The sequence below is a fragment of the Mucilaginibacter aurantiaciroseus genome (assembly GCF_024055595.1).
Taxonomy (GTDB): Bacteria; Bacteroidota; Bacteroidia; order Sphingobacteriales; family Sphingobacteriaceae; genus Mucilaginibacter; species Mucilaginibacter aurantiaciroseus.
On sequence record NZ_JAMXOF010000003.1, the window covers coordinates 387,949 to 406,991 of the forward strand.

18 protein-coding genes are annotated in these 19,043 nt (G+C 43.6%); 13 read left to right on the forward strand and 5 right to left on the reverse strand.

The features are described 5' to 3' along the window. Positions 1 to 18: 18 nt before the first annotated feature. From NAF17_RS15020 to hflX, 6 genes are all read left to right on the forward strand, one after another. A complete protein-coding gene (locus NAF17_RS15020; RefSeq protein ID WP_252758824.1) occupies positions 19 to 1,209 on the forward strand; it encodes an anhydro-N-acetylmuramic acid kinase in 1,191 nt (396 codons plus the stop codon). Positions 1,210 to 1,247: 38 nt separating this feature from the next. Then, positions 1,248 to 1,694: a cytochrome B gene (locus tag NAF17_RS15025; protein ID WP_252758825.1), complete on the forward strand. Its 447-nt coding sequence runs from the start codon at positions 1,248 to 1,250 to the stop codon at positions 1,692 to 1,694. 221 nt (positions 1,695 to 1,915) lie between these two features. Next, complete coding sequence (locus NAF17_RS15030) at positions 1,916 to 3,325, forward strand: anthranilate synthase component I family protein (protein ID WP_252758826.1); 1,410 nt, start codon at positions 1,916 to 1,918, stop codon at positions 3,323 to 3,325. Between the two features lie 79 nt (positions 3,326 to 3,404). Then, positions 3,405 to 3,971: an anthranilate synthase component II gene (locus tag NAF17_RS15035; protein ID WP_252758827.1), complete on the forward strand. Its 567-nt coding sequence runs from the start codon at positions 3,405 to 3,407 to the stop codon at positions 3,969 to 3,971. A 162-nt stretch (positions 3,972 to 4,133) separates the two neighbouring features. Then, on the forward strand, positions 4,134 to 4,916 hold the full coding sequence (gene trpC / locus NAF17_RS15040) for an indole-3-glycerol phosphate synthase TrpC (RefSeq protein ID WP_252758828.1): 783 nt from the start codon (positions 4,134 to 4,136) through the stop codon (positions 4,914 to 4,916). A 618-nt stretch (positions 4,917 to 5,534) separates the two neighbouring features. Further along, positions 5,535 to 6,719, forward strand: coding sequence for a GTPase HflX (gene hflX, locus NAF17_RS15045; RefSeq protein ID WP_252758829.1), 1,185 nt, complete (start codon positions 5,535 to 5,537; stop codon positions 6,717 to 6,719). A gap of 144 nt (positions 6,720 to 6,863) precedes the next feature. Here the strand turns inward: hflX and pepT are convergent, their stop codons facing one another. After that, positions 6,864 to 8,117, reverse strand: a complete 1,254-nt coding sequence (pepT, locus tag NAF17_RS15050) for a peptidase T (protein WP_252758830.1) — start codon at positions 8,115 to 8,117, stop codon at positions 6,864 to 6,866. 87 nt (positions 8,118 to 8,204) lie between these two features. Here pepT and NAF17_RS15055 point away from each other — a divergent pair, with 87 nt between their 5' ends. The 4 genes from NAF17_RS15055 to NAF17_RS15070 are packed head-to-tail and all read left to right on the forward strand — an operon-like array spanning position 8,205 to position 11,628. Next, complete coding sequence (locus NAF17_RS15055) at positions 8,205 to 8,924, forward strand: hypothetical protein (RefSeq protein WP_252758831.1); 720 nt, start codon at positions 8,205 to 8,207, stop codon at positions 8,922 to 8,924. Between the two features lies 1 nt (position 8,925). Then, on the forward strand, positions 8,926 to 9,279 hold the full coding sequence (locus tag NAF17_RS15060) for an MmcQ/YjbR family DNA-binding protein (RefSeq protein WP_252758832.1): 354 nt from the start codon (positions 8,926 to 8,928) through the stop codon (positions 9,277 to 9,279). A 4-nt stretch (positions 9,280 to 9,283) separates the two neighbouring features. Continuing rightward, a complete protein-coding gene (locus NAF17_RS15065; RefSeq protein ID WP_252758833.1) occupies positions 9,284 to 11,026 on the forward strand; it encodes a M14 family zinc carboxypeptidase in 1,743 nt (580 codons plus the stop codon). Then, positions 11,023 to 11,628: a rhomboid family intramembrane serine protease gene (locus NAF17_RS15070; protein ID WP_370341271.1), complete on the forward strand. Its 606-nt coding sequence runs from the start codon at positions 11,023 to 11,025 to the stop codon at positions 11,626 to 11,628. Before NAF17_RS15065 ends, NAF17_RS15070 begins: the two co-directional genes overlap by 4 nt. Here NAF17_RS15070 and NAF17_RS15075 read toward each other — a convergent pair. After that, complete coding sequence (locus NAF17_RS15075) at positions 11,625 to 12,614, reverse strand: hypothetical protein (protein ID WP_252758834.1); 990 nt, start codon at positions 12,612 to 12,614, stop codon at positions 11,625 to 11,627. The genes NAF17_RS15070 and NAF17_RS15075 overlap by 4 nt on opposite strands. Before the next feature lie 55 nt (positions 12,615 to 12,669). Here NAF17_RS15075 and NAF17_RS15080 point away from each other — a divergent pair, with 55 nt between their 5' ends. Next, positions 12,670 to 13,680 carry a dipeptide epimerase gene (locus NAF17_RS15080; RefSeq protein WP_252758835.1) on the forward strand — a complete coding sequence of 337 codons (1,011 nt, stop codon included), beginning with the start codon at positions 12,670 to 12,672 and terminating at the stop codon, positions 13,678 to 13,680. 197 nt (positions 13,681 to 13,877) lie between these two features. Here the strand turns inward: NAF17_RS15080 and NAF17_RS15085 are convergent, their stop codons facing one another. The 3 genes from NAF17_RS15085 to dinB all read right to left on the reverse strand — a co-directional run bounded on the left by NAF17_RS15085 (position 13,878) and on the right by dinB (position 16,923). After that, a complete protein-coding gene (locus NAF17_RS15085) occupies positions 13,878 to 15,188 on the reverse strand; it encodes an ammonium transporter (protein ID WP_252758836.1) in 1,311 nt (436 codons plus the stop codon). Between the two features lie 79 nt (positions 15,189 to 15,267). Next, complete coding sequence (locus tag NAF17_RS15090) at positions 15,268 to 15,609, reverse strand: hypothetical protein (RefSeq protein WP_252758837.1); 342 nt, start codon at positions 15,607 to 15,609, stop codon at positions 15,268 to 15,270. A 255-nt stretch (positions 15,610 to 15,864) separates the two neighbouring features. Then, positions 15,865 to 16,923, reverse strand: coding sequence for a DNA polymerase IV (dinB, locus tag NAF17_RS15095; RefSeq protein WP_252758838.1), 1,059 nt, complete (start codon positions 16,921 to 16,923; stop codon positions 15,865 to 15,867). Between the two features lie 197 nt (positions 16,924 to 17,120). Between dinB and NAF17_RS15100 the strand changes: the two genes are divergently transcribed. Beyond that, positions 17,121 to 17,690 (forward strand): thiamine pyrophosphokinase, encoded by a 570-nt coding sequence (locus tag NAF17_RS15100; protein ID WP_252758839.1) that lies wholly within the window; start codon positions 17,121 to 17,123, stop codon positions 17,688 to 17,690. A gap of 143 nt (positions 17,691 to 17,833) precedes the next feature. Then, positions 17,834 to 18,961 carry a DUF6515 family protein gene (locus NAF17_RS15105; RefSeq protein WP_252758840.1) on the forward strand — a complete coding sequence of 376 codons (1,128 nt, stop codon included), beginning with the start codon at positions 17,834 to 17,836 and terminating at the stop codon, positions 18,959 to 18,961. Positions 18,962 to 19,043: the final 82 nt, after the last annotated feature.

Genomic DNA, 19,043 nt, shown 5'->3' on the forward strand with positions numbered 1-19,043 from the left:
AAACAGGTAAATTAGCGCATGCCTGCACTCAACAAAAACCTGCAAAAACTATTTACCATGGCCCAAAAAGAAACAAAGTTGGGCATTGGGCTAATGTCGGGCACCTCGCTCGATGGGCTGGACATTGCACTTTGCAAGTTTAAAGGTAGCGGTACTAATACGGCATTTGAGTTAATCCATTTCATCACTATGCCATACGAAGAAAAGGTTAAGCACGAAGTACAGGACGTTTTTGCCAAAAAGCAGGTAAGCCTGGAGAAGGTTACTTTACTGAACGCTTATATAGGTAATTTTCATGGTGAATTGATCTTGCAGGCGCTAAAGCAGTGGGGCATTAACACTGCCGATGTTGATTTTATTGCCAGCCACGGCCAAACCATTTACCATGCGCCAAAGCGCCTGCATAAGCAGCCGGGCTATAGCAATGCTACCCTGCAAATAGGTGACGCCGACCACCTGGCTGTTAAAACCGGCATTTTAACCATTAGTGATTTCCGCCAGAAACATATTGCGGGGGGCGGCGAGGGCGCGCCATTAGCTTTATACGGGGATGTGCTTTTAGGAAGCAAGCTGAGCGAAAACCGCATCCTGTTAAACATTGGCGGGATTGCTAACCTTACCTTTTTGCCTGCAGATGCCGGTGCAGAAGTTTTATGTACCGATATCGGCCCGGGCAATACTTTGATAGACGCCGCTTGCCGCGAGTATTTTGATAAACCTTTTGATGAGGATTCGGCGATTGCCAATTCGGGTACGGTGAATGATGTTTTGCTGGATGCCCTGTTTGATCATCCATTTTTTAGGGAAGCCGCGCCAAAAACCACCGGCCCCGAGTTGTTTAATTTAGAATTTGTTGCCGATGCTCAGCAGGGTGTAAGGCTATTCAATATCAACAAAACCGACCTGGTAACTACATTAAGCGCCTTCACCGGCCAGTGTATAAGCAACTTTATCAAAGCCAATTTCAACCTGCCCGATCTTAAAATATTTGTTAGTGGCGGTGGTGCCAGGAACCCTTACGTTATTAATTATCTCAAAAACACCTTGCCCGATGCGATTATTGCTGACACCGGCGAGTTAGGTATTAACCCGGATGCTAAAGAGGCGATCCTTTTTGCGTTGTTGGGAAATGAAGCGCTTTGTGGTGAGCCGATGGCTATTGGTAATAATCCGGCCGTGCTGATGGGGAAGTTAAGTTTTCCGCTATAACTTTTTTTGTTTGTATATTCGTGTCAAAAATTAAACGTATGAACGCTTATAACTTTTTCAAGTACTTTCACTCCGGTTTCAGGTACATTGTTATTATCCTTATTTTACTGGCCATATTTCAATCGTTAGCGGGTTGGCTGGGTAAAAAAGCATATACCGAAGGCAACCGAAAAATCAATTTATTTGCCCTGATATCGGCACATACTCAATTTTTGTTGGGGCTGGTGCTTTACTTTTTAAGCCCGATGGTAAGGTTTGGCGCAGGCGTTATGAAAGATGCCGAAGCACGTTACTGGACGGTTGAACACATCACTATGATGCTGTTTGCCATTGTGTTAATTACCATTGGCCATAGTAAATCAAAGAAAATTGTATTGCCCGAGAGCAAACATCGCACTATTGCTATTTTTTATTCGCTGGCATTTTTAGTGGTAGTTATAGCTATAATTCAAAGCAAAAGAAGCTTTTTTGGAATATCCCACTAAAAAAGTCGACAAAAAATTTGTTAATTCAATTTTTTGTATAAATTTGTTGCCACGATATGAAAAAAACTAACCTTAATACCAATTGGTGGCACTATGTGAAAACATGGCAGGCCGGATAGTTTTTGATATGCAGTACTAATCAAATGTAAACCTAATTTGAAACCCGGCGAACGCTCAATTCGCCGGGTTTTTTTGTTTAATGCACTCTGAGATAATCACTAATGAAAAAATATAAAATTACAACCACCCAAAAAAAACTGCTTGCAGATACCACTACACCGGTGAGTATTTACCTGCGCTTAAGGGATGTTTTCCCCAACTCGCTGTTGCTGGAAAGCTCGGATTACCACAGCCGCGAAAACAGCTTAAGCTTTGTGTGCTGCGCGCCTTTTAGCGGGTTGGTTCTTGATAATAATACCCTTAAAAAGAAGTTCCCGGATGGCAGCGAAGAAGTAAGCAACCCCGGCGAATTTGATATTACCGACGAGATAAACAATTTTACCGCCCGATTTGAGGTGGAGGCAAATACCTCCAAGATATTGTCAAACGGCTTATTCGGTTATTTTACGCATGAGGCGGTTGAGCATTTCGAAACCATCCACCTAAAAGAAAGCACCGATACCGCCCGCAAAATCCCGGTGATGCAGTATCATATTTACAGCTACATTATCGCGATAGATCACTTTAAAAATGAACTTTTCATTTTCCATAACCAGGTAGAGGGACAACCACAAACCAACGGACTGGAGAAAATTGAAGACCTTATCAAAAACAAGAATTTCCCCGAGTACAGTTTTAAAAGCAACGAGGCAGAAAAATCTAATCTCACTAATGAGGAGTTTATTACCATCGTGGAAAAGATGAAGCAGCACATTTACCGTGGCGATGTGTTCCAGATAGTGCCGTCGAGGGCATTCTCTCGTAAGTTTTTGGGCGATGAATTTAATGTGTACCGAGCTTTGCGTTCCATCAACCCATCGCCGTACCTGTTTTATTTTGATTACGGCGATTTCAGGATCTTTGGATCTTCGCCCGAGGCACAGATCACCATTAAGAATAATGTGGCCAGTATTTTCCCTATCGCCGGTACTTTTAAACGCAGCGGCGATGATGAGAAAGATGCAGAGCTGGCCCGCCAGTTAGAAGCCGACCCAAAAGAGTCTGCAGAACACGTGATGCTGGTTGACCTTGCCCGTAACGACCTGAGCCGCCATTGCGAGCAGGTGAGCGTTAAGGCCTTTAAGGAAGTGCAATATTATTCGCACCTCATCCATTTGGTATCTCACGTAAGTGGTAAACTAAAACCGGGCACCACATCATTTAAAATTGTGGCTGATACCTTCCCGGCAGGTACGCTTAGCGGTGCGCCAAAATACCGCGCCATGGAGATCATTGATGAGAATGAAAAAAGCAAACGCAGCTTTTACAGCGGTGCTATAGGGTACTTTGGCTTTAACGGCGACTTTAACCACGCCATCATGATCCGTTCGTTCCTTAGCAAAAACAATATGCTTCATTACCAGGCAGGCGCAGGCATCGTAGCAGGTTCTATAGCCGAAAGCGAATTGAAGGAAGTAGATAATAAGATAGCCGCCCTACGTAAAGCAATAGAGTTGGCGGAGGAGCTGTAAGTAGGGGTTAGTGATTGGAGAATATAGATTAGTTAAACGATTTTAGTTCCCCTATTGAGAGGGGTTGGGGTGTGTAAAAATGAAAATATTAATAATAGATAATTACGATTCTTTCACTTATAACCTGGTGCATTTGGTAAACGAGTTAGGTTTGCAATGCGAGGTTTGGAGGAACGATCAATTTAAAATAGAGGATGTTGACGCGTTTAGTCACATCATCCTGTCGCCCGGGCCGGGCATCCCATCAGAGGCAGGTTTGCTTTTGCAGGTAATAGAAAAATATGCGCCAACAAAAAGTATTTTTGGCGTATGCCTTGGTCAGCAGGCTATTGCCGAGGTATTTGGCGGCAAACTTTATAACCTGCCGCAGCCTATGCACGGTATTGCTACACCCATTAAAATAACAGATGTAAGCGAACCCCTTTTTGCAGGCTTACCGGATACTTTTAAAGTAGGCCGTTACCATTCCTGGGTGGTTGAAAAGGATTTGCCTGCCGTGTTAGAAATTACGGCTATTGATGAAGAAGATGGCTCGGTTATGGCTTTAAGGCATAAGGAATACAACGTGCGCGGCGTACAGTTTCACCCCGAATCGGTACTTACCGAGTACGGTAAAGAAATGATGCAGAACTGGTTAAAAGCATAAAAACCCCGCCCTGTCATTTCGAACGTTAGTGATAAATATTGTTAGTTATTGCAGTTAGCAAACTTTTCATAACTAACAAGATTTATCTTCGATGAGCTCCCTTCGGTCGGTTCTCCTCGTATTTCGTTCGGAATGACAGGCGTTTATTTTAGATTTGAAACAATGAACATACTCGATAAAATAGTTGCTTATAAAAAGATAGAAGTAGAACGCGATAAGGTGCGGACCACCTATACGCAGTTAGAGGAGTCGGAATACTTCCACCGCGAAACCTATTCGTTTAAAGATTTTTTGCTGGCACCAGATCGTACCGGCATTATAGCCGAGTTTAAACGCAAGTCGCCTTCAAAGGGAATTATTAATGATGATGCGCTGGTAAAAGATGTGACCAAAGATTACGCGGATGCAGGTGCTTCAGCATGTTCGGTATTGACAGATTATGGCTTTTTTATGGGCCGTAAAATGGATGTTACCCGTGCGCGCCGCGCTACCCAGATCCCCATCCTTCGTAAAGATTTTATGATTGATGAGTACCAGGTTATCGAAGCAAAAGCATTAGGTGCGGATATTATTTTATTGATAGCTGCGATACTTACCCCTGCCGAGATTAAAAACCTGGCGGGCCTTGCCAAAAGCCTCGGCCTAAATGTGCTTTTAGAAGTGCATAACCTGAAAGAACTGGAACGCAGCATTGATACTAACCTGGATGCCATCGGTGTAAACAACCGCAACCTGGCCGATTTTACCGTAACGGTAGAAAACTCTTTTAAGCTTGTTGATCAGATCCCAAGCGAGTTTATGAAGATCTCGGAAAGCGCCATCAGCGATACCGAAACTATTAAACAATTAAAGGCAGCAGGCTTCAACGGATTTTTAATAGGCGAGAACTTTATGAAACAGCAGGACCCCGGTGCTGCCATGCGCGAATTTGTGAAGGGTTTGTAATAATTACCATGAAGCAGATAATTGTAAAGTTTATTATTCCTCTTACCGTTATTTCTTTTTCGATAATTACTATGGGATCAATTGCATTTTAGATGATATTGAGTCGATAGATTTTATAAAGTTTCCCTTTCTTTACACGTGTAAAGGGGTATCATACGTATATGTCTCAGTAATCCTTTTTACAACCCTTATTTATCTATTTTATAGTTTATCTATTAATTTAGTTTGTCATCTTTTTAATTCTTAAAAACTTTATAAACTTAAATAAGGCACCCCGATTTATATCAAGCGTCTTAATAATAGTCTTGATGGTGTTATGATTGTGAAGGGTTTGTAATTAGCCCTTAATTCAATATCTTTGTACCATTATGTTAATGTAATACTCTCCCGCACTGTAACTTTCCATTTTGCTACCCATTGTCGGAATGTGCCGGAATGTTTTGTTATGAACCTATCTGTTTATAACCCCCTTGTTAACCGCTTCTTAGTGTAATTGTGTGGAAGCGAAATTATTAATACAAAACAATTGCGTGCCATGTGAACATAACACCATATAGTGAGTTATATTGGAGGTAACTTAATGTTTACCTTTATACTTTAATTGTTAATCATTTTTAAATGAAGCCAAAGTTTTTTGATACTGCTGTGAAGCAGGAAAAAGTGGTTTTGGTTGGTGTGATTACACCAAACGAAACCGAAGAACGTGAAAAAGAATATTTAGAGGAGTTAGAATTTTTGGTGGAGACTGCCGGCGGCCTAACCGTTAAAACCTTTACCCAAAAACTACAGCGCCCCGAGCGGTCTACCTTTGTAGGTACCGGTAAGCTGGATGAGATAAAAGAATATGTAATTGCCGAAGAGATAGACATCGTTGTTTTTGACGATGAGCTTACACCATCGCAAATGCGTAACATTGAGCGCGAACTGAATGTAAAGATTCTTGACCGCAGCAACCTGATATTAGACATATTTGCCGGCCGCGCCCAAACAGCGCAAGCCAAAACCCAGGTAGAGCTTGCACAGCTGCAATACTTACTGCCCCGCCTTACCCGCCTCTGGACCCACTTGGAGCGCCAAAAGGGTGGTATCGGTATGCGTGGACCGGGCGAGTCGCAGATTGAGACGGATAGGCGTTTGATCCTGAACAAGATCTCGTTACTGAAAGAACGCCTAAAGTTAATAGACCGCCAGAACGAAACGCAACGTAAGAACCGCCAGCAACTCATCCGTGTGGCATTGGTTGGATATACCAACGTTGGTAAATCTACAATCATGAATATGTTGTCGAAATCGGAAATGTTTGCCGAGAACAAGCTGTTTGCAACGCTAGATACTACGGTTAGGAAAGTGGTGATAGAAAACGTGCCATTCCTGCTATCAGATACGGTTGGGTTTATCCGTAAGCTTCCTCACCACTTGGTAGAATGTTTTAAATCGACCCTTGATGAAGTTCGCGAGGCTGATATTTTGATTCACGTGGTAGATATATCGCACCCCAGCTTTGAAGACCAGATGCGCACGGTTAATGAAACGCTAAAGGAACTTGGCGCTATCGACAAAACCATGATAACCGTGTTTAACAAAATAGATGCCTTTGTACCCGAGCAACACCACGTTGATGTTACCGAAGAGCCGCTAACCCTTGATGATTTTAAACACAGCTGGATGGCCAAGAATAACAGCCCTGCCATATTTATCTCTGCAACCGAAAAAGAGAATGTAGATGAGTTTAAAGAGTTGCTTTACGAATATGTGAAGAAAGTGCATACGGAGCGGTATCCGCATGATAGTTTGCTTTATTAAGTAGCTTCTCCCCATTCCTCTCCATATTAGAGGGAGGAATAGTTTGTCATGCTGGCCGTAGTGAAGCATCTATTCGCCGCCATGCAATCGTACGCATAGTTCGATATTAGATCCTTCGCTATCGCTCAGGATGACAAATTTGTTTTAGGAGTTCTCTTCCCAAACCATACATAAATGCAGAATGGTATTAACCGCTTTTTGCATATCCTGTACCGACACCCATTCTTGTTTGCTGTGGAAAGCATGTTCGCCGGCAAAAATGTTTGGGGTGGGTAAACCCATAAATGATAACCTCGAGCCATCTGTACCACCGCGGATGCTGCACAGCTTTGGCTGTAACCCGGCGCGGCGCATGGCTTCCATGCCGTAATCAACAATTTGCGGTTGTTGGGCAAGCACATTCTTCATGTTGCGATACTGCTCGTGGGTTTCCAGCGTATAGGTCGAATTTGGATAGTTCTGCAATACTTCATCAGCTACATTACGGATAACATCCGCATGCTTTACCAAATTCTCTTCCTCAAAGTCGCGGATGATGAAATCAATCACGGCAGTCTCGACATGCCCGCTAACGTCCACCGGGTGTACAAAACCCTGCATACCGGCAGTGTGTTCGGGCGATAAGCTATCCGGCAGGGCCGCAACAATCTTAGCCGCGATTTTTATAGCGCTTTCCATTTTGCCCTGTGCAAAGCCGGGGTGCGAACTTACACCTAGTATGGTAAGCTTTGCACCGTCGGCGCTAAAGGTTTCGTTCTCCATATTGCCCACACTTTCACCATCCATGGTGTAAGCCGCAAACGCGCCAATTTTGGCTATGTCAGCTTTATCAACCCCTCGCCCAATCTCTTCATCGGGTGTAAATAAGATCTTTATAGTCCCGTGTTTTATTTCGGGATGATTGATCAGCTGGTAGCAGGCATCCATAATTTCGGCAACGCCTGCTTTATTGTCGGCCCCTAACAGAGTTGTGCCTGATGCGGTTACAATATCATTACCCAACTGGTTCTTAAGGTCGGGGTGCTCTTTCAGTTTTATTATTTGCGTGGCATCATCCGGCAGGTTAATATCTTCGCCTATATAATTTTTGTGGATGATAGGTTTAACGCCCTTGCCGCTACAATCGGGTGCGGTATCCATGTGCGAGCAAAAACAGATCACCGGGATATTGGGCTTATCGGTATTGGCGGGTATAGTCGCGTATACATAGCCGTATTCGTCGAGGTGGGCATCGCTAACACCTGTTTCCAAAAGCTCGGCAACCAGCAGGCGGCCAAGATCTTTTTGTTTCGCTGTTGATGGTGTGGTTGGCGACGTTGGGTCTGATTGTGTGTCTATCTGCACATAGCTTAAAAACCTATCAGTAACAGTATAACTTAACGGTGTATTAAAATCCATAGAAATCCTATATTAGTGGAAAAATTTTATTTGTCCGGTTGTGTTTTAAACCGCAAGCTAATTTGTAAATATCAAACATAAAATCAATTGAAAAAGTATCTTTTATTTATTGTATTGGCACTGGCTTTTGTTAAAGGTAAAGCACAGGGTAGTTTAAACTACGCCACTTACGGTATTGGCGTAAGCGCGAGTTTAAACCGCCCGTATGCCGATCTGAAAAAAGAGTACGATAATAAATCATTCGCGGTAACCTTCAATTACTTTTATACCCCATACGTGCCTATCGGCCTGGAGTTTCAGCTTGGTAAACTTTCTGGTGGGGGTACCGATCTGAAGATAGATAAAGATGGCCGCCAGTTTGTTAATAATTACAAGGCCTTAATATTACACATGGATGTGCAGGCGGGCGAGGTTATAAATTACCAGGGGAGCACGGTGCTGAACGTGTTAAAAAACTTTTACCTGGGTGCCGGTATTGGTGGCATAGCTAACAGCGTTGTAACCCAACGCACAAGTGTTATCGACCCAACTTATACCTTCCCCGGGAAGGATAACGGAATAAATTTAATTGTACCGCTGCGTTTTGGTTACGAGTTTAAGTTTTATAATGAGTACGATCAGCCAAACATCCGCCTGGATATTGGTTACCAGCATAACTTTACTTTTGGCGAGGGCATTGATGGTTATTCCGATCCATCAACTAAATTCAAAAACAACGCGGTTGACCAATACAGGCAAATTACCATTGGCATTAAGGTGAACTTTGGCGGCCAAAACTCATACGATAAAGAGATTAGGGGGTACTAAATTGAACATAGAAGAACTGCGCGACTATTGCCTAAATAAACCCGGCGTTACCGAAAGCTTCCCGTTTGGTGAGGAAACACTTGTTTTTAAAGTGGCCGATAAATTGTTTATGCTCACCGGCCTTGGTTCGCCAAGCTTTAATGTAAAATGCGGCCCTGAAAAAGCCGTTGAATTGCGCGAACAATACAGCGAAGTACAACCCGGCTTCCACATGAACAAAAAGCATTGGAACACGGTGCATACCGATGGCTCGCTTACCAACAAACAGATCCGCGAGATGATAGACCATTCATATGACCTGGTTTTTGCAAGTTTGCCCAAGAAACTGCAGGCCGAAATTGCCGACAGTAAATAACATCATGAAAAGAAATCTTGTTCTGCTGCTATCCTTTTGTTACTGCCTGCAAAGCTACGCCCAGCTTACTCCATTTGAGCAAAGCAAAGACAAAAGCTATACATCAACCTACACCGAGGTTATCAGTTACTATAAAAACCTGGCTAAGCAACAGTCACAAATGCGCCTGTTTAATTATGGCTCTACCGATATTGGCAAGCCATTAACATTGGTGGTTTTATCGAAAGATAAAGTGTTCGACCCGGCGCAGATCAAAAATCAAAATAAGCGGGTATTGCTGATCAACAACGGCATCCATCCTGGTGAACCCGAAGGCATCGATGCCAGTATGATGCTGGTGCGCGATCTGTTAAAAAAGAACCATTTGCCAAAAGATGTGGTGCTTTGCTTCATTGCTTTGTATAATATTGACGGAAACATGAACAGAGGGCAGTCGCGCGTGAACCAAAATGGCCCGCGGGCATACGGTTTTAGGGGCAACTACCGCAACCTGGACCTGAACCGCGATTTCATCAAAGCCGATAGCAAAAATGCGCTTGCCTTTACCCAGATCCTGAACACCTGGCAGCCCGAAGTTTTACTGGATAACCACACCAGCGATGGGGCCGATTACCAGTACGTGATGACGCTGATAGAAACCCAAAAGGATAAACAAAACCCCGTATTGGCCGCCTACACTGATAAAACCCTTACCCCCGATCTGTACAAAGGAATGAAGAAAAACGGCTATGAAATGATCCCTTACGGTGCCGGCGAACAAGGCCTGCCCGATAGTGGCATAGTGAGTTTCATGGAAACGCCGCGCTTTTCTACCGGGTTTGCAGCACAGCATAACATCATCAGTTATATGACTGAGACACATATGCTTAAGCCATTTGACAGCCGTGTTTGGGCAACCTACGCCTTTATGCAAAATCTAATAAGCATTTGCCAGCGTGACGCCAGGCTATTAGGCGCCATGAAAAAGCAGGTAGACGCTGATGTAAGCAAACAAAAGACCTTTGCCCTTAATTGGGCGCTTGACGAAACCAAAGTAGATACCATCACTTTTAAAGGCTATGCCGCGGGGTACAAAACCAGCGACGTTAGCGGCCTTAAAAGACTTTTTTACGACCGTGAAAAGCCCTACAGCAAACCTATAAAGTTTTATAATACCTACAAAGCAAGTGCTACCGCCGACAAGCCGGTTGCCTACATTATTCCGCAGGCATGGGGTAAGGCTATAGACCTATTTAAATTAAACAAAGTTGCCATGAGCCGCCTGGCGCATGACACTACATTGAGTTTGCAGATGTACTACATCGGCGATTACAAAACCGGCACAAGGCCTTACGAAGGGCATTACATCCACACCAATGTTAAGCTAAGCCCGGTTGATGCAAAAATAAAATTTTACGAGGGTGATTACGTGGTTTATGTGAACCAACCTATCAATCGCTACATTGTAGAAACGCTGGAACCACAGGGCGTAGATTCCTTCTTTGCGTGGAACTTTTTTGACAGCGTGCTGGGCCAAAAGGAATACTACTCAGATTACGTGTTTGAAGATATTGCCGCGCAACTGTTAAAAAAAGACCCCGACCTTCGCAAGAAATTGGATGATGCCAAAACGGCCGATCCAAAACTTGCTGCAAGTGCCGGCGGGCAGTTAAACTGGGTGTATCGCAACTCGCCATATTTCGAAAAAACTTACCTGCGCTACCCGGTGGGCAGGTTGCTAACCAATACTAAACTCGATTTGCAATGATGGAAATTTTCCTGGCGACACCCGTGGCGTCAATCATATTTGTAATTACACTGGCCACATCGCTTTGGGCGTTCTCTAACGAGAACATCTATGGCGAATTTATACTGAACCCCTACAACGTATCGCGCGGGCACAAGGTGTACACAGTTATCACCAGCGGGCTAATCCATAAGGACTGGAACCACCTGTTCTTTAATATGCTGTCGTACTATTTCTTTGCTTTCCAGTTGGAGGCGTTGTTGGGCCACTGGCAATTTGGTTTGCTGTATGTGTTAAGTCTGATACTAAGCGACCTGCCATCCATCCAAAAACATAAAGACGATATCTGGTATAACAGCCTTGGCGCTTCGGGTGCTATTAGCGCGGTGATATTTAGCTTTATTATGTTTAACCCAAAAGCGCAAATGGGGCTGATGTTTATCCCGATCCCAATCCCCGCCTGGATCTTCGGGGTCTTGTATCTGGTCTACTGCCACTTCGCATCCAAACATGCGCGCGATAACGTTAACCACGATGCCCACTTATATGGCGCGGTTAGCGGGGTGGTAATCACCTTCGCGCTTCATCACGAAGTCATCAACGAATTTATAAGGCAGTTTTAATTAGGCAGGTCGATGCTTTCCCGGCTTATTTTGTTGCCATCGGCATCAAACAAAAAGCTCATAGGCTCATTTGGGTTTTTGATGATTTCTAATAACAGGAAGCCCCAGTTTTTCCAGAAGTTTTCCAATACCTGTCCGTAGGTTTTGTTGGTCCACTCATCGAAAAGCGGCTTGCTGCTAATGCCGCGCAGGGGCATATCCTCAATATACACATCCTCGCCAACGGGTAAAATATTATACTCGGGCAGGCGGTTAAAAAGGTAGTTACTGTAGAATACCTTGCCGCTAAATTCTTCGAATTGGATAGGGTGCAGCACGTCGTCTTTTAGCTGATTGTATATCTTGTGGTGGTAACCAAAGTTGGCGTTGTTATCCTGCAGGCATATCACCATACCGAAATCTTTTATCCGCAGGGCGAATGTTTGGGTGTTGATCTCATCGCGATAACCAAACTCTTCGGGCTTGTTATCACCCTTAAATAAGAATAAACTAAAAGGTTTAAATTCTTCAAAATGGATAGGTAGGTTAACACTTTGCAGCATTAAATGCAGGTGGCTAAATTTATGGATAATGGCCTGCGAAATATTAAATTCCTCGCCCTGCGCATGCATCATTTTTATGCCAGACTGGATCTCGTTAAAAACAATGCCGTACAATAATTTGCTGGCCCATTGGAAAAGTTTAAACTCATCTAATGCCTTTACGCCTTCGTATCCGCCGGCAAATGCGGCGGCAATTTCCAGTTCCAGAGGTTCTAAATACTCATCGTTAACAACAGCCGAGCATGGGATCTTTAGGTCTTTATAGGTAGCGATACTTTCGTCGAGCAGTTTAAAGGGCTGGTCTTCTAAATTATACAGGCTCATAAGCCATTGCGGAAAAACCTGGATCTTTTCTTCCTCGCTTTGTAAAACAGTTCCCGTTAAAAAACAGTTACGGTTACTAAAGTTAAATTTTTCGAACGGTGCGTAAATTTCTGCCGGCATAGCTGTAAAGATAAGCAGGAATTTAACTTAATGTTTTAGCTTTGATATTATTGACATGCAGCTTACTTATCAACCCTTCGAGCTCCAACTAAAGCATACCTTTACCATCGCCAAGTTTTCGCGAACGAGCACCCCTTTGATGCTGGTGCAGTTAACCCACGAAGGCCAAACCGGCTTCGGTGAGGCATCAATGGTACCCTACATGGGCGAAAGCCACCAAAGCGCCACGGAATTTTTGAATAAAGTTGATGTAAGCCAGTTTAAATACCCTATTGATTTTGCAGCTATCATCCATTACCTGGATAGCATCGCACTTGGTCAGCCGGCCATAAAAGCCGCTATTGATATTGCCCTGCATGATTTGGATGGCAAACTGAAAGGCAAACCCTGCTGGGAAATCTTTGGTAGCGATCCCGCAAATATGCCGGTAACCAGTTATACGATTGGCATAGACACCAAAAACGTCATCCTGCAAAAAGTAAAAGAAGCCAAAGGCCTTAAAGTGATAAAAGTTAAGCTTGGCCGCGATAGCGATAAAGAGCTGATCCAAACCATCCGCTCGGTAACCAATGTGCCGCTTTATGTAGATGCCAACCAAGGCTGGACAGACCGCAAACAAAGCCTCGACCTGATCTATTGGCTGCAAGAGCAGGGAGTGCAATTGATAGAGCAACCCATGCTTAAAACGGACATAGACGGCAACGCCTGGATAACCGAACATAGCCCTATCCCCATCATCGGCGATGAGGCGGTGCAACGCCTTGGAGATGTTACGGCAGCTAAAGGCGTTTACCACGGCATCAATATCAAACTAATGAAATCGGCAGGGATGTACGAGGCCAAACAAATGATAAACAAAGCCCGCGAACTGGGACTTAAAATCCTTATAGGCTGCATGAGCGAAACCAGCTGCGCCACCCTTGCCGCTGCCGTCCTTGCCCCACAATGCGATTGGGCAGACCTTGACGGGCCATTGCTTACGATTAATAACCCCTACCAAAATCCGGATATGGTTAATGGTAAATGGGTGTTAAATAAAAAAGAAGGGTTGGGGTTAGACGTGTAATTAAGCACAAAGAGCATAGTTTTTTTACCAAGAGCACCGAGATAAGCAAAGGTTTGTGCTCTTTGTGGCTAATAATTTAGCCATTCCTATGTGTTCTTTGTGGTTAAATAGAAGACAAAAACTCCTTAAATCAAAAAAGGGATGCTTTCGCACCCCCTTTTCTTCGTTAGTTAATTTAGTCAGTTATAGTGTTGTTATTATAGTTCTTCGTCGTGTTGGCTCATGTCCAAACCTGCAATTTCCTCTTCTGCAGTAACACGTAGCGGGCTTATCAGGTCGGTAATTTTAAGTAGTACAAATGCACCTACAAAAGCAAATACCGATACTGCTACCAATGCAATAACGTGTTTAAAAAACAAGGAGGTTTCGCCATATGCTAAACCATTTGCACCTGCGCTGTTAACAGTTTTGGTAGCAAAAATACCCGTCATTAACATACCTACCATACCACCTACACCGTGGCAAGGGAATACGTCTAAGGTATCATCAATGTTGGTTTTGCTTCTCCAGATAACTACCAGGTTGCTTATAACCGCGGCAACTATACCCACAATAAGCGAGCTTGATACGGTGATATAACCTGCAGCAGGTGTAACAGCAACCAAACCTACAACAGCGCCAATACAAGCGCCCATTGCCGATGGTTTTTTACCTCTAAGGATGTCAAAGAAGATCCATGACATAGCGGCAGCGGCCGATGCGGTTGTTGTTGTAGCCAAAGCAGTAGCAGCAAGTTCGCTTGAGCTTAATGCAGAACCCGCGTTGAAACCAAACCAGCCGAACCAAAGCAAGCCAGTACCCAATATTACGTAGCTGATACGTGCAGGTGTGTGGATCTCTTCTGCACCGGTACGTTTTTTAAGGTATAATGCTGAGGCAAGCGCGGCCCAACCGGCAGACATGTGTACAACAGTACCGCCTGCAAAGTCTAACACGCCCATTTTAAAGAAGTAACCTTGTGGGTGCCAAGTTGCGTGAGCTAATGGGATATAAATTACAATGATGAACAGTGTAATGAAAATTAAGTAAGAGTTGAAACGGATTCGTTCTGCAAATGCACCGGTAATAAGCGCAGGTGTAATAACCGCGAATTTTAACTGGAACATAGCAAATAATATTACCGGGATAGTTGGTGATGCCGCCCATGCCACACCTAAAGTGTTTTGCATCATAAAAAATGATTTTGGGTTACCAATTAAGCCCAAGCCGCCAACATCATTGCCAAAGGCCATGCTAAAACCAAATACTACCCAAATGATAGTGATAAGGCCCATACATACAAAGCTTTGCAGCATAGTAGAGATAACGTTCTTTTTACGCACCATGCCGCCATAAAAGAAGGCAAGGCCGGGTGTCATCAATAATACAAGGGCTGTAGAGATCAGCATCCAGGCAATATCAGCACCTACGTAAGTTGTTGCCGGTTTGGCAGCCGCTGTAGCGCCCGGGTACATCAGTGCCAGGATTACTACAATAACGAGAATTCCAAAGGGTACAATTTTTTTCATTGTTTTAGTTTAAGGGGATAAGTTTAATTAATTAATAGTCAGTATTATTTGGAGGTTAGTATTTTGAGAAGGGTGCTGCTTATAAGTTAGCCCTGTGTTTTCGCCCTAGGTGCCGAGGCAACAGCATCAGCCCAGAGTACAACCTGTAAGCTGATGCCGGTTTAATTAAATCATAATTAGAACCATTTATATAAACTGTCGCGGTGTTTAATCCAGTTTGGGGAGTATTTTTGAAAAAAAGAAGATCTCTTTCGTCTTTTTTATTATTTACGATGCCTTTAAGCGTATAAACTTCGGTGAAGTTTAAATTTTTAGTGTTTTTTATACCATTAGTGAAAGCAAAAGCACTTAATTTGTAGGTAATATATCTAAAAGAAGCAGAAATTAAATCGTTTATCGACTTAATTTTGTTAATAATCATTAAAATAAGTTTTAATTTTGTCAATTGCATATGCTAAAATAACAACATAAAAACCATATTGTCAATAAAATTCGTAAATTTTTATAAATTTCTTTAAAATATTGTATAATAAATGAAAAATCAATCTTATTTATTAAGATAGGTTAGCATAAAAGCCCTTGTTTTATCATTTGATGGCATATTTTTAAAATATAGCCCGATAAAATATATTTTTTTAAGATTTTTCAGAAAATCAGCGTCGATTATTGAATTATTTCAAAAATCGAAGAGTGTGAGCTGATTCGTTTGCGGTTTCGCCTTGGTTTCTATAGGCAAAAAGTTAGACACCGTAATGCCCAATAACCTTATCCGGCTGTTTTCGGTGTCTGTAACGGCCAGCAAAGTTTTTGATACGCTTAATATGGTATCAATATCGTCTACGTTATCCGGGATAGTGCAGCTGCGGGTTATCTGCTTAAAGTCGCTATACTTTATTTTGAGGGTAATGGTTCGGCCCTTTAACCGATATTTCAATAATCGTTCGTTTACGATCTTAGCTATCTTCTCCAGTTCGGTGTGCATTTCCTCTTCGGTGGTCAGGTCATAGGCAAATGTATCTTCGGCCCCCATTGATTTTGTTTCGCGGTGGGGTTGCACATCCCGGTCATCAATCCCACGTACTATCATGTAATAAAACCCGCCTGCTTTTCCAAAGCGGCCGGTCATATCCTCTTCGCTTAATTTCTTCAGATCGGCACCGGTAAAAAGGCCCTGCTTTTTCATTTTTTCGGCAGTTACCTTACCTACGCCATGGAATTTCTCTACAGGCAAGTTCTCCATAAAGTTTTCTATAGATGACGGGCCTATGAATGTTAAGCCATCCGGCTTTTTTATATCAGATGCAATTTTGGCTACAAATTTATTAATGGATACCCCTGCCGATGCAGTAAGGTTCAGCTCATCTTTAATAGCCTGTTTTATTTGCTGCGCGATCTCGATAGCCGAGCCGATGTTCAATTTGTCATTAGTAACATCCAGGTATGCTTCATCCAGCGAGAGTGGTTCTATCAGGTCGGTGTATCTCCCAAAGATCTCGCGGATTTTTTGCGAAACCTCTTTATACGCAGCAAACCTTGGCCTAACAAATATGGCATGCGGGCAAAGCTGCAGTGCCTGCTTTGATGACATGGCCGAGCGGATGCCGAACTTGCGCGCCTCATAACTTGCGGTAGCTACCACACCACCGCGCCCTTCGGGCAGGCCGCCAACTACAAGGGGTTTGCCACGGTATTCGGGGAAATCGCGCTGCTCTACCGACGCGTAAAATGCGTCCATATCAATATGGATTATCTTCCGCTTTATCTGAACTTCGCTATCTGCCACTTTATGCTAAACTTTTAAAGCCCCCTTAAGCCTCCTCTAAATCTCCCCCGGTAGTGGTGGCATTCTTTCCTGCTCCCTCTCCTTCGAAAAGTTGGGAAGAGGCTAATTTAATTTACCTTTGATAAAATTACTCAACTGTATATAATATAATGTCATCCCACCACATTGTACGCGAAAAACAGGAACCCGCCCTGCTGTTATTAAGCCTCGGTAACTTCTCTGAAGAATTACTGGGCCAACTGCTTGAGTGGAGCCCAACGGTGATTGCCACGCCGCTTATTGCCGAGCAGATGAACAGCTACGAAATAAAGATAGACATTATTGTAGCGGATGAAATTGATAAAACGCTACAATCCTATATCAGGCAGATCCCGCAGGCAGGTGCATCGCAGGTAGAAGCCGCCCTCAACTTTCTTATCCAAAATGAATACAAAGCCGTAAATGTAGTGGCCGATGATGTAAACTTTAATGAATTTACCACATTCGCTTCCAAAATCAACATTGTAATATATAGCGGAAACCAAAAAATTTACGCGGTTAACCCAGGCTTCAGCAAGTGGAAACCAGCGGGCGAAAGTATCCGCATCTTATCCTTATATTTAAATCTGCAAACCAATGGATTAGCTGATAAAGGTAACGGTGATTTTGTCACCACAACCGACGGCTTCATCAGCCTGAATTTCGACGATGGGTTACTGTTTATAGCTGAAGAGATCTGATTAGGATACAAGCCTGACAAACAGGGTAATTAGCGGCTCATTTTTTGTCTAAATATAATTATACATCAATTAAACCGTTGATGTGTTTCGTAGTCTTAATACATACATCGGCTTTGATATACCGATCAATTATAAATTTCAAGATGAAAACAGAATATAGAAAATTATTAAGTATTGCCTTAAGCGGGGTGTTGCTCATGTCTTTAGGCCTAAACGCCAATGCGCAACGTGGTAGCAGGGGTGGTGGTGGTGGCGGCGGCGGTTTTAGCGGCGGCGGTAGTGTTAGTCGTTCATCCGGTGGTGGTGGTGGTGGTGGCTTCAGTCGCCCATCAAGTGGTGGCGGCGGCGGTTTTAGCCGTCCGTCTGCCGGTAGCAGCGGTGGTTTTAGCCGTCCGTCTGCCGGTGTTGGCGTAAGCCGCCCTTCCGGGGGTTTTAACCGTCCATCCGGCGATGCAAGTGTAGGCCGTCCGTCAGGAGGGTTCAACCGCCCGTCAGGTGGGTTTAACCGTCCCGGCACATCAGTTGGCGTAACCCGAGGCACAAATGGTTTTAACCGTGGTAATACATCTGTTTTAGGCAATCGTGGCACTTACGGCGGCAGCCGTGGAACTTATGGTGCAGGCGTAAGAGGTGGTTACCGTGGTGGTAATTATGGCCGTTATGGCTACGGTTACAACCGTGGTTATTATGGTGGCCCGAGTTACTTTAACCGTGGTTTTTATAACAACCGTGGTTTTTATAATTCATACTATTTGCCACGCATTGGTTTTAGCATAGGTGTACTGCCATTTGGTTATTATCCGTTCTATTACGGCGATTACCAATATTACTATAGCGATGGTTTATACTATCAGCAATACAATAACCAGTATACAGTGGTTGAACCACCGGTTGGTGCCGCGGTAAATTCATTACCATCAAAGGCCGAAGCTATTACCATTAATGGAGAGCAGTACTACGAATCTAACGGTGTTTACTACCGCGCGGTTACTAAAGATGATGGCAGCGTAGTTTACGAAGTTGCCGGTAAAGATGGCGAACTGAACACCGCTAATGGTGGTGGCGATGGCGGCGAGTACGACCAACCCTATCAGATTGGTGATGTGTTAACCACCTTACCACAGGATAGCCGTAAAATTAAAGTGAACGGCGAAAAATTATATGTAGCGCCCGACGGAACGTATTTCCAGGAAACCCGCGACAATGATAATAACAAAGTGTACAAAGTTGTAGGCCTTGCAACAGATGAGCCAGAGGACAACAATCAATAATATTTAAGTATAATAATTAAAGGCGGATGCTGCAAAGCATCTGCCTTTTTTGTGCGTTATAATCCCGGGGAAGTAACACGCT

Bases quoted from the DNA above. Each gene is read 5' to 3' on its own strand.
- NAF17_RS15090 (WP_252758837.1), bottom strand. From the start codon at position 15,609: ATGATTATTAACAAAATTAAGTCGATAAACGATTTAATTTCTGCTTCT.
- NAF17_RS15080 (WP_252758835.1), top strand. From the start codon at position 12,670: ATGCAGCTTACTTATCAACCCTTCGAGCTCCAACTAAAGCATACCTTT.
- dinB (WP_252758838.1), bottom strand. From the start codon at position 16,923: ATGGACGCATTTTACGCGTCGGTAGAGCAGCGCGATTTCCCCGAATAC.
- NAF17_RS15035 (WP_252758827.1), top strand. From the start codon at position 3,405: ATGAAAATATTAATAATAGATAATTACGATTCTTTCACTTATAACCTG.
- trpC (WP_252758828.1), top strand. From the start codon at position 4,134: ATGAACATACTCGATAAAATAGTTGCTTATAAAAAGATAGAAGTAGAA.
- NAF17_RS15100 (WP_252758839.1), top strand. From the start codon at position 17,121: ATGTCATCCCACCACATTGTACGCGAAAAACAGGAACCCGCCCTGCTG.
- NAF17_RS15105 (WP_252758840.1), top strand. From the start codon at position 17,834: ATGAAAACAGAATATAGAAAATTATTAAGTATTGCCTTAAGCGGGGTG.
- NAF17_RS15070 (WP_370341271.1), top strand. From the start codon at position 11,023: ATGATGGAAATTTTCCTGGCGACACCCGTGGCGTCAATCATATTTGTA.
- hflX (WP_252758829.1), top strand. From the start codon at position 5,535: ATGAAGCCAAAGTTTTTTGATACTGCTGTGAAGCAGGAAAAAGTGGTT.
- NAF17_RS15020 (WP_252758824.1), top strand. From the start codon at position 19: ATGCCTGCACTCAACAAAAACCTGCAAAAACTATTTACCATGGCCCAA.
- NAF17_RS15030 (WP_252758826.1), top strand. From the start codon at position 1,916: ATGAAAAAATATAAAATTACAACCACCCAAAAAAAACTGCTTGCAGAT.
- NAF17_RS15065 (WP_252758833.1), top strand. From the start codon at position 9,284: ATGAAAAGAAATCTTGTTCTGCTGCTATCCTTTTGTTACTGCCTGCAA.
- NAF17_RS15085 (WP_252758836.1), bottom strand. From the start codon at position 15,188: ATGAAAAAAATTGTACCCTTTGGAATTCTCGTTATTGTAGTAATCCTG.
- pepT (WP_252758830.1), bottom strand. From the start codon at position 8,117: ATGGATTTTAATACACCGTTAAGTTATACTGTTACTGATAGGTTTTTA.
- NAF17_RS15075 (WP_252758834.1), bottom strand. From the start codon at position 12,614: ATGCCGGCAGAAATTTACGCACCGTTCGAAAAATTTAACTTTAGTAAC.
- NAF17_RS15025 (WP_252758825.1), top strand. From the start codon at position 1,248: ATGAACGCTTATAACTTTTTCAAGTACTTTCACTCCGGTTTCAGGTAC.